Below are 12,573 nucleotides of genomic sequence, written 5' to 3'. Positions count from 1 at the left end.
CTAACCGGAGACCGCCGGGATTCCTGGAACAACCTGCGAGAGCTGTTCTCCGGGCCGTTCATCGCCACGCGATCCCGCTATCAGGAATCCGTCGGGGCAGGCGTCCGGACGGCGATTTCGCCGCTCAATGCGTAGTCGCCGGACAGTCGCAGCCCGTCTCCGCTCCAGAATCGGCCCGGGTCGTACCAATCCGGGCTGCGGTGCTGCGGCAGCAGGCCCATGGCTTGATAGGTGGCGGCGACGATCTCGGCGCAGTACGCGTTCTCCAGTTCCCGCGCGGCCGATCGGTCCCGCGTGCGGCGGGGGAGGCGTGCGCGGCCGCGTAGCCAGCGCCCCGCCATGCCCGCGGTGGAGGGGAACGGGGTGCCGTCGAGCCGGGCGATGGCGCGTAGCACGCTGTCCTCCATCTCCCGGCCGGCAGGAGGGTTCAGCTGGCGCAACCAGGCTCGCTGGCCGTAGCGGTGGGCCCACACCAGCACGGCGTCGCGCAGATTGTGCAACTGCGCGCCGCGGTGGGCGGTTCCCGACCACATGTCGGGCAGGGACCGTCCGAGTTCCGCGTGCCAGATCAGCGCGGGCAGATCATCGATCACCACGGACATCCCGACATGGTTCACCGGACTGTTGGTCGTCATGCGGATCACGCGGTCGGCCGTGGAATGCCCACGAAACAACCAGATGTCGCCCGTTCTGGTGACCTCGACCGCACGGTCGAGACTGATGCCCGTCCCCGTCATGGTCGTAGCCTATGCGGTATGAGGTGGTGGAAGGCAGTGGGATTGGCGGGTGTGGCCGGTGTGGTTGCCACCGGTGTCGTGGTGGTGCGCGCGGAGCGCCGCCGCCGTGCCTACACACCGGACCAGGTGCGCGAGCAACTGCACGCGCGATTGGCCCAGGTGACTCCGGAGACGGTCGAATCCGCCGCCGCGCAACCGTGGGGCGCGTTCGATATCCGTGGGCTGCTCGGGCGATTGTTCCGTCGCCGGGCACAGCAGCGGAAGTAGTGGCGCCGCTGCCCTATGAGGCGATGCGAGCCATCGGCGCGAAGCCCAGTTCGGCGAGCGCGGCCGCGCCGCGGTCGGCATGATCGCCGCCGGCCAGTACCCTGGTCCGCGCCGCCTGGTAGGGGCAACCGGCTGTCTCGAACGCATCCGCCGTGGCGAGCAGCCGTTCGTGGTCCTCGGACAGCAGTGCTTCGGCTCGCTGCACGATGGCGCCTGCGACGGGATTTCCGGCGACGACGGTCCGGGCCTCGGCCAAGCGCTCGACGGCATCGGCAGCCCCGGCGAGCACACCGGCTTCGGCCCGCAGCGCCACATACCAGTGCAGCCAGATCCAGGTGACCCATCGCCACACCTCGCGCGGCTCGGTCGCCATCCGTTCGAGTGCCTCGTGCACCTGCCCCCGGTGGAGCAAGGCGAGAGCGTCGAAGACCGCGCCGTATCCGTGCGTGCGCGCTGGTGACGTACCGAGCCCACGAACCACCGCGTCCCACTCGCCGCGAGCTTCCTGGTCGTCACGGAGCTGGTGAATCATCGCCACACCGGCCACCGCCGGACCGAGACCCGACTTGGCGGGATCGCCGATTCGTTGCCATGCCTCGAGGAAGCGAACACTCTGGGCGCGAACGTCGTCGACGTTGCCCGCCAACGCGTCGGTCACCAGCAGCCAGCTCGTCGCGCGATGTCCGACCTCGGCCAGCAAGGGATGATCCGCGAGCTGTTGTGCCCATCGGCGGGCGCTACGCAGGTCCCCGGCGCCGAGCTCGGCTTCGGCGGCCTCACCGAGCGCGTCGATCAGCTCAGGGGTGCCGACCGGAGTATGCGGGGTGGACTCCAGCAGCACCATTCGCCGTCGTGCGACGGCCGCGGCGGTGAAGGTGTCACCGGCCAGGCTGTGGGCGCCCGCGAGTGTGTCCAGTGCGGCGGACTCGGCAAGCGGATCGCGCGTACGGTGCGCGAGTTCGACCGCACGCTCGGCCCGCGCCACGATCTCCGGCACGTCGCCGGACGAGTGCTGCGCGGTGAGCGCATCGGTGAGCACCCGCCCGGCCTCGGCCAGCGCCACAGCGGCCCGAGCCGCCGGATCGTCACCGGCGAGCTGCTGCGCCTCGGTGATGAGTGCGGTCGCCTCCTCCGGTGGCAGGGGACGGACGAACTTGCTGGCGAACCGGTACGCGTTGGCGGCGGCGGTCGCCAGGTCGCGGGCCGCGCCGGCGGAGTCACCGGACCGGAGGGCTGCCTCAGCGGCCGCGCGGTGGAGGCGATGCATGTCGTCGCCCCGCATCTGGCATCCGGCCGCGGCCGCGGCGTGCCGGAACATCACGGCGGCGGTGGCCGGGTCGTCCGCGAGTGCGGCCGCCTGCTCGTAGCGCATCTGGGACTCGCCGATCAGATTCCGGGTGAAGCACAGTTGCGCCATGTGCTCGGCCAAGCGGGACGCCTCCGCGCGCCGCCCCGGTTGGTCGGCCGCCCACGCCATCGCAGCCCGGAAATCATCGGCCACCGCGTCGAATCGTGGCCGCCATTCCGCGCGTACCACCGTCAGATCGGCAGCCACGGCCAGACACCAGCTCAGGTGACGAGACCGGATATCGGCGAGTTCACCGGCTTCGGTGAGCTGCTCCGTTCCGTACTGACGAATGGTTTCCAGCGCCCGGTATTCGGTGCCGGCCGGGGACGCCGTCACCACCAGCAGGCTCTGCTCGGCGAGCCGGGCCAATCCGTCGGCGACAACGCTTTTCCCGGAGGCGGCCACCTGCGCGGCGGCCGCGACGGTGAACGACGTCATGAACACCGACACCCGCCGCAGCAGCACGCGATCGTCGGGCTCCAGCAGGGCGTGGCTCCAGTCCAAGGCCGCTCGGACCGACCGGTGCCGCTCCTCGGTGCGCGAGCCCCCGGCCAGCATCCGGAGTTGATCGGACAGCCCGGCTTCGAGGCCGTCCAGTCCGAGTGTGGTCCAGCGGGCGGCGGCCAGTTCGATCGCCAGCGCGACGCCGTCCAGCCGCGCGCAGAACGCGGCAACCTGGTCGCGCAGCGCCTGATTCGGCGGCCAGCCGCCTGCCTCCGCGCGCTGCATGAACAACTCGACCGCATCCGACGCACCCTCGCCGGCCAACGACATCGGCGGGACCGTGTACGCCCGTTCGAACGGCACCATCAGCCGCGCGCGGCTGGTCGCCAGTACCGTCACCCCGGGACACGTCGCGAGCAACCGCTCGAGGAACGGCGCCACTCCGTCGCGCACATGTTCGCAGTTGTCCAGCACGAGCAAGGCGTGGCGGTCGGCCAGCGCGGCGGGCACCGACTCGTCCATGGCGCGTCCGGGCTGCTCGCCGAGTCCGAGGGCGAGGCCGACCGTTCCGGCGACCGCGGACGTGTCGGGACTGGTGAGGGGGACCAGGTCGACGAACCACACGCCGTCGGGGTACTCGCCGGCCAGCTCCGCGGCGACCGTCAGCGCGAGCCGGGTCTTGCCGACCCCGCCGGGACCGACCGCGGTCACCTGCCGGTGTTTCCTGATCATCGCGGTGAGCTCGGCGCGCTCCCGGCCGCGGCCGACGAACGTGGTCAGCGGGGTCGGCAGCACCGGCGCCGGGCGCGACCGGTCGGGGCGAGCCGGAGCGGACGCGCGCTGGGCCAGCGCCCTTCGGTCCGGAACCTCCAGCTTGCGCAGCAGTGAGGAGACATGACTTTCCACGGTGCGCACGGAGATGAACAGACGCGCACCGATCTCTGCGTTGCTGAGATGGTCCCCCACCAGCGTCAGCACCTCGGCTTCCCGAGCCGAGATCTCCACCGTCGCCACCATGGCACCGATTCTGCCGCATTCCCTCCGGCCCGGACTGCGCGGTCGGTTCTACCCCGGGATGCTGCCGTGGATGATCCGTGCGTCGATCCGTGGCCGGTTCCGTGGTCGCCACGGATGTGGATCGGTGGTGCCGGAGGAGATGCTGTGAGCACACCCGGTTCACCTCGGCAGACGAGCACCGGGACCACCTGACCGACGACTCGAAGGAGTGAACGTGCCCAGCTCTCCCACGCAGGGAATCAAGACCGTGCTGCATCCCGTGTCGGACTTGGCGGCGGCCAAGACGCTGTACACCGCCCTGCTCGGCGTGGCGCCGCAGACCGACACGTCCTACTACGTCGGCTTCGACGCCGAAGGCCAGCACATCGGGCTGGTGCCGACCGGCGGACCGCAAGGGATGACCGCGCCGGTGGCCTACTGGCACGTGCCGGACATCGAGGCGAAGCTCGCGGAGGTGAGCGCCGCGGGCGCCACCGTCACCGAGTCCGCGCACGACGTCGGCGGCGGCCGCCTGGTCGCCACCGTCACCGATACCGACGGCAACGTCCTCGGGCTCATCCAGGACCGCTGAGCGCCGAACCGGCCACCACCCTCATCCGCCACACGCCACGAAGGAAACCAGCTCATGACCACGCAGCAGACCACCGCCCGCACCAGCACCAAGACCAAGGCCGCCGTCGGATTCACCGACGAGGAGCGAGCCGCGATGAAAGAGCACGCCGCAGAGCTGAGGACGGCCGCGCGCCGCGGCTCGCGGGCGGCGAAGGCGGACGGGGAGAACGACGTCCTCGCGAAGATCGCCGGGATGTCGGAATCCGACCGCGTCATGGCCGAGCGGCTGCACGCGATCATCAAAGCCAGCGCTCCGGACCTGTCCCCGAAACTCTGGTACGGCATGCCCGCGTACGCCAAGGACGGCAAGGTCGTCTGCTTCTTCCAGAGCGCGGCGAAGTTCAAATCGCGCTACGCCACCTTCGGTTTCAACGACATCGCCAACCTGGACGACGGCACCGTGTGGCCGACGGCTTTCGCCCTGACGAAGCTGACCGCGGCCGACGAGGCGAGGATCGGCGACCTCGTGAAGAAGGCGGTGGGCTGACCACCGCCGCCGGCCCGGCGGGCGAACTGTCGGCCGACGTCAGGTCACGATGCGGAGGGGATGTTCGAGCAGGTCTTTCAGTTGCTGGAGGAATTGCGCGGCCACGGCTCCGTCGATGACGCGGTGGTCGGCGGACATGGTGACGCGCAGGATCTTCCGGGTCACCACCTGGCCGTCGTCCAGGCGCAGTTCGTCGGTGGCGGCGCCGACGGCCAGGATGGCGGCCTCCGGTGGGTTGATCACGGCGGTGAAATGCTCGATACCGAACATTCCCAGGTTGGAGATGGTGAAGGTGCCGCCGCTCATTTCGTCGGCGCGCAGCTTGCGCTCGCGGGCACGTTCGGCTTTGTCACGGCTTTCGGCGGCGATCTCGGACACGCTCTTCCGATCCGCGTCGCGCAGCACCGGGACGAGGAGGCCTGCGGGGGTCGCGACTGCCATGCCGAGGTGAATACCTCGGTGCCGCCACACCTTCTCACCCGCGAACGAGACATTGACCGAAGGGTTACTCCGCAGCGTCACGGCGACGGCTTTGATCAGCAGATCGTTCACGCTGACCTTGGTGCCGGTCGGAGCCAGCGTGGCGTTCACCTGGGCACGGAATCCGAACAGCTCGGTCACATCGACGGCAGCGGTCAGATAGATGTGCGGAGCCTGCTGCTTGCTCTCGGTGAGCCGCGTGGCCGACACCCGTTGGATGCCGGTCAGCGGAATTTCCTCGTAGTCGCCTGGGGCCGGAACCGAGATGTCCGCCATGGGAGCGGGGGCGGGTGAGGTCGGCGTATCGAGTTGGGCTGCACGATGGGCGGTTTCGACGTCTTGACGGATGACGCGTCCACCTGGACCGGTGCCCACCACACTGGAGATGTCGACACCGAGTTCGTCGGCGACCTTGCGCGCCAGCGGCGACGTCTTCTTCCGATCCGCCGTTCCGCGGGAACCGGCGACGGATTCGCTGACGGCGGCAACCGGAACCGATCGGGAATCCGACACGGCGCCGTTGTCGCGGACAGCCGGCGCGACGGGTGCGGCGGCCGGAGCGGGTGCGCTACCACTCGAGCTGCTCACGGCGGCTCCGCTGCCGTCGCCGATGAGCCCGATGGGCGTGCCGATCGGCACCCGAGCACCCGCTGCGGCGAGGATCTGCTCGAGCACGCCGTCGTCGTAGGCCTCCAGTTCCATGAGGGCCTTGTCGGTTTCGATCTCGGCGAGGACTTCGCCTCGCTGGACCGGATCGCCCACTTGCTTGAGCCAAGAGACGATGACGCCTTCCTCCATGGTGTCGGAGAGGCGGGGCATGGTGATTTCGGGCATGTATGCGTCCTCTGGTGTCTCAGCGTCGCTTGCCGACGGCCGCGAGGGTTTCCACGGCGGCGCTGTAGAGCGAATCGGCCGACGGCAGGGCGAGCCGTTCGAGCGGCTTGGCATAGGGGAGCGGCACCTCGGCCATGGCCACCCGGCGCACCGGGGCGTCCAGATAGTCGAAGGCGCCGTCGGAGATGGAGGCGGCCACCTCTGCGCCGATGCCGTAGGTGAGCCAGTCGTCCTCGCCGATCACCGCGCAGCCGGTCTTGCGGACGGATTCGACCAGCGTGGCCCGGTCCAGCGGACGAAGGCTGCGCAGGTCGACGACCTCGGCCGAGAAACCGTCGGCGGCGAGACGCTCGGCGACCTCGGAGCACACCGTGGCCATGCGGGAGTAGCCGATCAGCGTGATGTCGGAACCGCTTCGCGTCACCGCGGCCTTGCCGATCTGCGCAGCCGGAAGGCTTTCCGGCACTTCGCCTTTGGTGTTGTACAGCGACAGGTTCTCCAGGAAGAGCACCGGATCGTCGTCTTCGATGGCAGCCTTGAGCAGCGCCCGCGCGTCGGCAGGGGTGCTCGGTGCGACCACCTTCAAGCCCGGGACGAACGCGTAATACAGCTCCACGTTCTGCGAATGCGTCGCGCCGAGCTGTTGGCCCCCGCCACCCGGGGTGCGGATGACCATCGGCACGCTGGTCTGCCCGCCGAACATGCCGTAGATCTTCGCGGCGTGGTTGACGATCTGATCCAGCGCCAGCAGCGAGAAGTTGATCGTCATGATCTCGACGACCGGACGCAGGCCGAGCATGGCGGCACCGATGGCGGCACCGACGAAGCCCTCTTCGGCGATGGGAGTGTCGCGTACCCGCTTCTCGCCGAATTCGGTGAGCAGTCCGGCGGTGATCTTGTAGGAGCCTTCGAAGACGCCGATCTCCTCCCCGATGAGGAAGACATCCTCGTCGCGCCGCATCTCCTCGCGGAGGGTTTCGCGCAGCGCTTCACGATAGGTCATGACAGCCACGGTGGGCTCCTTAAGCGGTGAAGAGCGGGTCGGCGGGCAGGCGGCGCGAGTCGCCCGCCACGGGCGTCGCGTAGGTGAAGTCGAACAGGCTCGACGGCTCCGGATGCGGGCTGGCATCGGCGAATTCGACCGCGGCGGCGACCGCGGCGGCCACCTCGGTTTCGACCGCGGCCACGGTCTGATCGTTCAGCACACCGGCGGCCAGCAACACCGCACGCCAGCGGTCGACGGGATCGTTGCTCCGGGCGGTCGCCACCGCTTCCTCGGTGCGATATTTCGCCGGGTCGACCACGGAATGCCCTTTGAGACGGTGACTGACCGCTTCGAGCAGCGCGGGTTTCCGCTCCCGTCGCGCGGTTTCGATCAGCTCACCGGCCACCTCGCGGACGGCGAGGACATCGGTGCCGTCCACGCGCTCGCCACGCATGCGGTAGGAGGCGGCACGCTTCCACAGGTCCGGTTCGGCGGAGGAGCGTTCGACCGTGGTGCCCATGCCGGTCTGGTTGTTGATCACCAGGAACACCACCGGCAGGTTCCACAGGGCCGCGATGTTCAGCGACTCGTGGAACGCGCCGATGTTCGTCGTGCCCTCGCCCATCTGGCACACCACCACGTCGTCGTCGCCGCGGTAGTCGATGGCCAGCGCCGCGCCGACGGCCAGCGGAACCTGACCGCCAACGATGGCGTAACCGCCGAGCAGGCGGGTCGCGGTGTCGTACATGTGCATGGAACCGCCCCAGCCCTTGGAGGTGCCGGTGGAACGGCCGTACAGTTCCGCCATGACCCGGCCCGGCTCGATGCCTTTGGCCAGCGCGTAGCCGTGCTCGCGGTAGTTGGTGAACAGGTAGTCGGTGGGGCGCATGGCCGCGCCGAGCCCGACCACGGTGGCCTCTTCACCCAGGTTGAGATGGCAGTATCCGCCGATCTTGGCTTGCTGGTAGCTCTGCGCGGTGCGCTCTTCGAAGCGGCGCACGAACAGCATGTCGCGGTACAGCCCGCGCAGCGTATCGGGATCCTCGGCAGCGAGGCGTGTGTCGGCCTGATCCATCGATGTTTGCGCGGCGCGGTTCGTCCGGCTCTGTGTGGCCGCAGACCGCGTCGTCTCGCGGCTCGGTTTGCGAGAGGTGGTGCTGGTGGTCACGGCAGGTCTCCTCAACGCTTGCGGGGCGCGATGTGCACGGGCAGTCCGAGTCCGGCCAGGGCCGCCTCCATGCCAATCTCGCCGAGGGTGGGGTGGGCATGGATGGTGTCGGCGAGTTCGTCGAGAGTCGCCTCCAGCGAAATGGCCAGAGCCCCTTCGGTGATCAGGTCACTGGCCGACGGTCCGATGATGTGCACGCCGAGCACTTCGCGGTGCCGTCGTCCGGCAACGATTTTGACGAAACCTTCGGTGTCGCCGAAGGTCTGGGCCCGGCCGAGTGCCGCGAAGGGGAACCGCGCGGTGACGACGTCGTGCCCGGCGGCGCGGGCCTTCGCTTCGGTGAACCCGACGCCGGCGATCTCGGGGTGGGTGAAGGTGGCGGCGGGTATCACGGTGTAGTCGATGTGCGCCGGGTGGCCGGCGATCACATCGGCGGCGGTGAGCCCCTGATGCGAGGCGACGTGTGCGAGCAGGGCGCGCCCGGTGACGTCTCCGATGGCGTAGACGTGCTCGACTCCGGTACGCAGCTGTTCATCGACGGGGATGAAACCGCGAGCGTCGGTGCTTATTCCGGCGATGTCCAAGCCGAGGCCGGCGGTGTTGGGGCGGCGCCCGACGCCGACGAGCACCACGTCCGCGTCGAGTTCTCGCGCGTGCTCGCCTGCCACGGTAACGCGCAGCACGTCGGCCTGCGCGATGGACTCGACCGTGGAACCGGTGAGCACGGTGATGCCCCGCTTGGTGAACGACCGCCCCAGGGCGGCGCCCACATCGGCGTCCTCGAGCGGGACCAGGGTGTCCTGCATCTCGACGATGGTGACCTGAGAGCCGAAACTCGCGAACAGGCTGGCCCATTCCGCGCCGACCGCGCTGCCGCCGATGACGACCAGTCGTGCGGGCACATCGGTCAGCCCGAAGGCACCGTCGGAGGTGATGACGCCCGGCAGGTCCGCGCCCGGAATCGGCAGCCGCGCAGGCACCGATCCGGTCGCGATGATCACGTCCTTCGCGCTGATCGTGCGGGTCGCGGTCCCGGTCGGTGCGGCGGCATAGCGAGGGCCGCCGGGGAAGATCGGCGATCGACCCGCCTCGAACACTTCGACACCGGTCGGGCCGGTGAAGCGGGCGTGCCCCTCGATGACCGTGACACCGTTCGCGGCGAGCAGGCTCGCCACACCGTCGGTGAGTTGCTTGACGATGCCGTCTTTGCGCTGGCGCACCGCGGCGAAGTCATAGCGTACATTGTCGGCGTAGACGCCGAAATCGGCTGCGGTGGTGAGGGTCTTGAAGATCTCCGCCGAGCGCAGCATCGCTTTGGTCGGAATGCAGCCCCAGTTCAGGCAGACTCCGCCCGGGCGCTCCTTCTCCACCAAACCGACGCGCAGGCCGCGTTGGGCCGCGCGGATGGCCGCGACGTATCCGCCCGGGCCGCCGCCGACCACCAGTAGATCGAAATCCGGCACTCGTGGTGCTCCTCGTCCTCGATGATCAGATCCACCGCCGGTTGTGGGGTGGATCATCGCTATCGAGTGTTGCCGTAGCGGAGTGCACAAACAATTGCCATCAAGCCCAGTAGTGCGTTTGTCGAATTGGGCGCTGAGCCCAATCGGGTGCGGCCCGTGCCGTGGGATCAGGCTCTGTCCGGTGCCTCGACGAGGTCGAGCGCGGCCAGCGCCAGGGACAGTTCCACATAGTTGCGCTGGCCTTCGAGCGGGCGGCCGAGCAGGGTCGAGACGCGGTGGAGTCGATTGATGACGGTGTTGCGATGGCAGTGCAGTCGCGCCGCGGCATGGGCGGCGGAGCAGTCGTGCGCCAGCCAGGCAGCCAGGGTGTCCAGCAGCGTCCTGCGCTCGGCGGCGGCCAAGGCCAGGATCGGACCGAGCGTGTGCGCGACCAGCATGTCGGTCAGGTCGGTCGAGCGCAGGAGCAGCGCGTGCTGGAAGCGCTGATGCAGCGGTACGAGTCCCGTCGTGTCCCGAGGCAAGGTCTGCAGGGTCAGCAGTGCCCAGCCGTGCGCCGTGCCGACCTGCGCGAGCCCGCTCACCGCGGGAGAGGCGCCCGCACGTCCGCGGATGCGCGGTTCGATCCGTCGTAACACGGCGGCGACGTCGTGGCGCTCGACCGCTATCAGCCCCACCGTCGAGTCGACGCGATCGTGCCACACCGACCGGATGCCGATCGCCGCCAACGCGGCTTCCGTGCCGGTGTGCACCGCCTCTGCGCCGCCGTCGGCCACGACGACGAGGTAGGCGCTGGCGACCGGAAGGTTCAGTTCACGGGCGGCGCGCGTGGCGAAGGTCGTGTCGTGGGCGCGGCCGGCGAGCAGGTCCTCGAGCAGAGCGTGGCGGCGGCGTTCGTCGCTGCGCAACTGTTCGAGTTCGGTGCGGCGGTAGGAGGTGACCAGCGACGAGGACAATCCGTCGATCACCGCCCACAACGCGGTGCCGACCGCGCGAATCGCGCCGGGGGCGAGTTCGTCCGCCTTGTCGAGCAGGACCTCCCACACGATGCGGCCGCCGAGCCGGAAGGTGCGCAGCATGGCTTCGAGCGGTACACCCTGTTCGGCGCGGCGGCGGCCGATGGACGCGGCGACTTCGTCATCGAACGCGGTCGTAGGAGAGCCGAGCAGGTCGAGGATGCGGGTCACGTACCGGCGGCAGCCGTCGACCAGGTCGGCGCGGGCGACCGTCGAGTAATCGGTCCATTCCGGGTTGTCGGTGAAGATCTCCGCGATCAGCCGGTCGGTCAGAGCCGGAATCTCCGCCCGGCAGGCGCCTACCAACTCCTGTGTGCACGTTGCCGGGATCGCCTTGTTCGATGTCGACATGTCGCTCGGAGCCCTTCTCGTCGGCCGTGCCCACGACTGCGCAGGCGGCGGCATGTCCCGACCGTATCGGGTCGGGACGATTCGTTCGGCGGGGAGTGCGGGTATCCGGATTCGCGGTTGGTCCCGGCTTTCGCCACCGCGGATGCGGCAATATGCTATGGATCGTGTCGAATCTACGGATCAGTGAAGCCGCCGCGTTGCTGGGCGTCAGCGACGACACGGTGCGTCGATGGATCGATCAGGGCCGTCTCACCGCGGTGCAGCTCGACAACGGCCGCAAAGGAGTCGGCGGCCGTGAGCTCGCCGAATTCCTGCGGGCCAATGCCGAGGCGCCCGCGCCCGGTGCGACGGTGGCCGCGTCGGCCCGCAATCGAATGCGCGGAATCGTGACCCGGGTGGTGAAGGACACGGTGATGGCGCAGGTGGAGATGCAGGCCGGACCGTTCCGGCTGGTGTCGCTGCTGAGCCGTGAATCGGTCGACGAGCTCGGCCTGGAAGTCGGCAGCGTCGCTGTCGCGTCGGTGAAGTCCACGCACGTCGTCGTGGAGATACCGGAAAGTTGACGAGGGTGGCAATGTTTCGCAAGTTGGGTGTCGCGACCGCGACCGTGCTGGCTGTCGTGACCCCGACGGGCTGCGGCTCGCAGGACACGACCGAGCACGCCGACGGGCAGCACGTGTCGGGCACGGTGACCGTGTTCGCCGCGGCCTCGCTCACCGAGACGTTCGGCGAACTGGGCAAGCGGTTCGAGGCCGCGCATCCGGGTGTCGAGGTGGTCTACAGCTTCGGCGCGAGTTCCGCACTCGCTCAACAGATCATCCAAGGCGCACCGGCCGACGTGTTCGCCTCGGCCGCTCCGAAAAACATGCAGCAGGTGCGCGACAAGGGCGAGGTCACGACCGCGCCGGTGACCTTCGTGCGCAACCGGCTCGAGATCGCGGTCCCGAAGGGCAATCCGGGGCGCATCACCGGGTTGGCCGATTTCGGCAAGACCGAGCCCAAGCTCGCGTTGTGCGCGGAGCAGGTGCCCTGCGGTGCCGCGGCCCAGACGGTGTTCGAGACCGCGGGCATCACTCCGCAGCCCGATACCCGCGAGCAGGACGTCAAGGCGGTGCTGACCAAGGTCACGCTCGGGGAGGTCGACGCCGCGCTCGTGTATCGCACCGACGTCCACGCCGCGGGCGGCAAGGTCGAGGGCATCGACTTCCCGGAATCGGCCGTGGCGATCAACGACTACCCGGTCGCGCCACTGGCGCATGCGCCGAACGCGGCGGCCGCCGCGGCCTTCGTCGACTTCGTGACCTCGGAGAAGGCCGAGTCGGTCTTCGCCGCGGCGGGATTCGACACCCCGTGATCGCGCCTTCGCG

At 69.2% G+C, this 12,573-nt stretch carries 13 protein-coding genes; 6 read left to right on the top strand and 7 right to left on the bottom strand.

From position 1 onward, the window contains the following. Positions 1-80: 80 nt before the first annotated feature. The gene (locus ACWEKR_RS33100; protein ID WP_452357849.1) at positions 81-737 is read right to left on the bottom strand and encodes a hypothetical protein; all 657 of its coding nucleotides are present in this window, start codon (positions 735-737) and stop codon (positions 81-83) included. 18 nt (positions 738-755) lie between these two features. On the opposite strand from ACWEKR_RS33100, the gene ACWEKR_RS33095 reads away from it, so the two are divergent. Continuing rightward, positions 756-1,004, top strand: a complete 249-nt coding sequence (locus tag ACWEKR_RS33095; protein ID WP_452357848.1) for a hypothetical protein — start codon at positions 756-758, stop codon at positions 1,002-1,004. Between the two features lie 13 nt (positions 1,005-1,017). On the opposite strand, the gene ACWEKR_RS33090 is transcribed toward ACWEKR_RS33095, so the two are convergent. Then, positions 1,018-3,813 carry an ATP-binding protein gene (locus tag ACWEKR_RS33090; RefSeq protein WP_452357847.1) on the bottom strand — a complete coding sequence of 932 codons (2,796 nt, stop codon included), beginning with the start codon at positions 3,811-3,813 and terminating at the stop codon, positions 1,018-1,020. Here ACWEKR_RS33090 and ACWEKR_RS33085 point away from each other — a divergent pair. From ACWEKR_RS33085 to ACWEKR_RS33075, 3 genes are all read left to right on the top strand, one after another. Then, complete coding sequence (locus ACWEKR_RS33085) at positions 3,812-3,961, top strand: hypothetical protein (protein WP_452357846.1); 150 nt, start codon at positions 3,812-3,814, stop codon at positions 3,959-3,961. The two genes, ACWEKR_RS33090 and ACWEKR_RS33085, sit on opposite strands and share 2 nt — an antisense overlap. Before the next feature lie 66 nt (positions 3,962-4,027). Then, positions 4,028-4,384, top strand: a complete 357-nt coding sequence (locus ACWEKR_RS33080; RefSeq protein ID WP_452357845.1) for a VOC family protein — start codon at positions 4,028-4,030, stop codon at positions 4,382-4,384. 54 nt (positions 4,385-4,438) lie between these two features. Continuing rightward, positions 4,439-4,912, top strand: a complete 474-nt coding sequence (locus tag ACWEKR_RS33075; RefSeq protein WP_452357844.1) for an iron chaperone — start codon at positions 4,439-4,441, stop codon at positions 4,910-4,912. 39 nt (positions 4,913-4,951) lie between these two features. On the opposite strand, the gene ACWEKR_RS33070 is transcribed toward ACWEKR_RS33075, so the two are convergent. The 5 genes from ACWEKR_RS33070 to ACWEKR_RS33050 all read right to left on the bottom strand — a co-directional run bounded on the left by ACWEKR_RS33070 (position 4,952) and on the right by ACWEKR_RS33050 (position 11,206). Continuing rightward, positions 4,952-6,226 (bottom strand): dihydrolipoamide acetyltransferase family protein, encoded by a 1,275-nt coding sequence (locus ACWEKR_RS33070; RefSeq protein WP_452357843.1) that lies wholly within the window; start codon positions 6,224-6,226, stop codon positions 4,952-4,954. A 19-nt stretch (positions 6,227-6,245) separates the two neighbouring features. Further along, a complete protein-coding gene (locus ACWEKR_RS33065; protein WP_452357842.1) occupies positions 6,246-7,229 on the bottom strand; it encodes an alpha-ketoacid dehydrogenase subunit beta in 984 nt (327 codons plus the stop codon). 19 nt (positions 7,230-7,248) lie between these two features. Further along, the gene (gene pdhA / locus ACWEKR_RS33060) at positions 7,249-8,379 is read right to left on the bottom strand and encodes a pyruvate dehydrogenase (acetyl-transferring) E1 component subunit alpha (RefSeq protein WP_452357841.1); all 1,131 of its coding nucleotides are present in this window, start codon (positions 8,377-8,379) and stop codon (positions 7,249-7,251) included. Positions 8,380-8,390: 11 nt separating this feature from the next. Then, entirely contained in the window at positions 8,391-9,842 is a 1,452-nt protein-coding gene (lpdA, locus tag ACWEKR_RS33055) for a dihydrolipoyl dehydrogenase (RefSeq protein ID WP_452357840.1), read from the bottom strand. Between the two features lie 167 nt (positions 9,843-10,009). Continuing rightward, positions 10,010-11,206: a PucR family transcriptional regulator gene (locus ACWEKR_RS33050; protein ID WP_452357839.1), complete on the bottom strand. Its 1,197-nt coding sequence runs from the start codon at positions 11,204-11,206 to the stop codon at positions 10,010-10,012. A gap of 164 nt (positions 11,207-11,370) precedes the next feature. Between ACWEKR_RS33050 and ACWEKR_RS33045 the strand changes: the two genes are divergently transcribed. Continuing rightward, on the top strand, positions 11,371-11,769 hold the full coding sequence (locus ACWEKR_RS33045) for a TOBE domain-containing protein (RefSeq protein ID WP_195091895.1): 399 nt from the start codon (positions 11,371-11,373) through the stop codon (positions 11,767-11,769). Positions 11,770-11,780: 11 nt separating this feature from the next. Further along, positions 11,781-12,560, top strand: a complete 780-nt coding sequence (gene modA / locus ACWEKR_RS33040; RefSeq protein ID WP_452357838.1) for a molybdate ABC transporter substrate-binding protein — start codon at positions 11,781-11,783, stop codon at positions 12,558-12,560. Positions 12,561-12,573: the final 13 nt, after the last annotated feature.

Source organism: Nocardia sp. NPDC004573, from assembly GCF_053602135.1.
The sequence above is the reverse complement of the archived record's forward strand: the minus strand, read 5'-3'. Positions and strand labels throughout refer to the sequence as shown.

Excerpts from the sequence above, each read along its gene's own strand:
- ACWEKR_RS33050 (WP_452357839.1), bottom strand. The coding sequence starts at position 11,206 with ATGTCGACATCGAACAAGGCGATCCCGGCAACGTGCACACAGGAGTTG.
- ACWEKR_RS33085 (WP_452357846.1), top strand. The coding sequence starts at position 3,812 with ATGGCACCGATTCTGCCGCATTCCCTCCGGCCCGGACTGCGCGGTCGG.
- ACWEKR_RS33090 (WP_452357847.1), bottom strand. The coding sequence starts at position 3,813 with ATGGTGGCGACGGTGGAGATCTCGGCTCGGGAAGCCGAGGTGCTGACG.
- ACWEKR_RS33075 (WP_452357844.1), top strand. The coding sequence starts at position 4,439 with ATGACCACGCAGCAGACCACCGCCCGCACCAGCACCAAGACCAAGGCC.
- modA (WP_452357838.1), top strand. The coding sequence starts at position 11,781 with ATGTTTCGCAAGTTGGGTGTCGCGACCGCGACCGTGCTGGCTGTCGTG.
- ACWEKR_RS33070 (WP_452357843.1), bottom strand. The coding sequence starts at position 6,226 with ATGCCCGAAATCACCATGCCCCGCCTCTCCGACACCATGGAGGAAGGC.
- ACWEKR_RS33095 (WP_452357848.1), top strand. The coding sequence starts at position 756 with ATGAGGTGGTGGAAGGCAGTGGGATTGGCGGGTGTGGCCGGTGTGGTT.
- ACWEKR_RS33100 (WP_452357849.1), bottom strand. The coding sequence starts at position 737 with ATGACGGGGACGGGCATCAGTCTCGACCGTGCGGTCGAGGTCACCAGA.
- ACWEKR_RS33065 (WP_452357842.1), bottom strand. The coding sequence starts at position 7,229 with ATGACCTATCGTGAAGCGCTGCGCGAAACCCTCCGCGAGGAGATGCGG.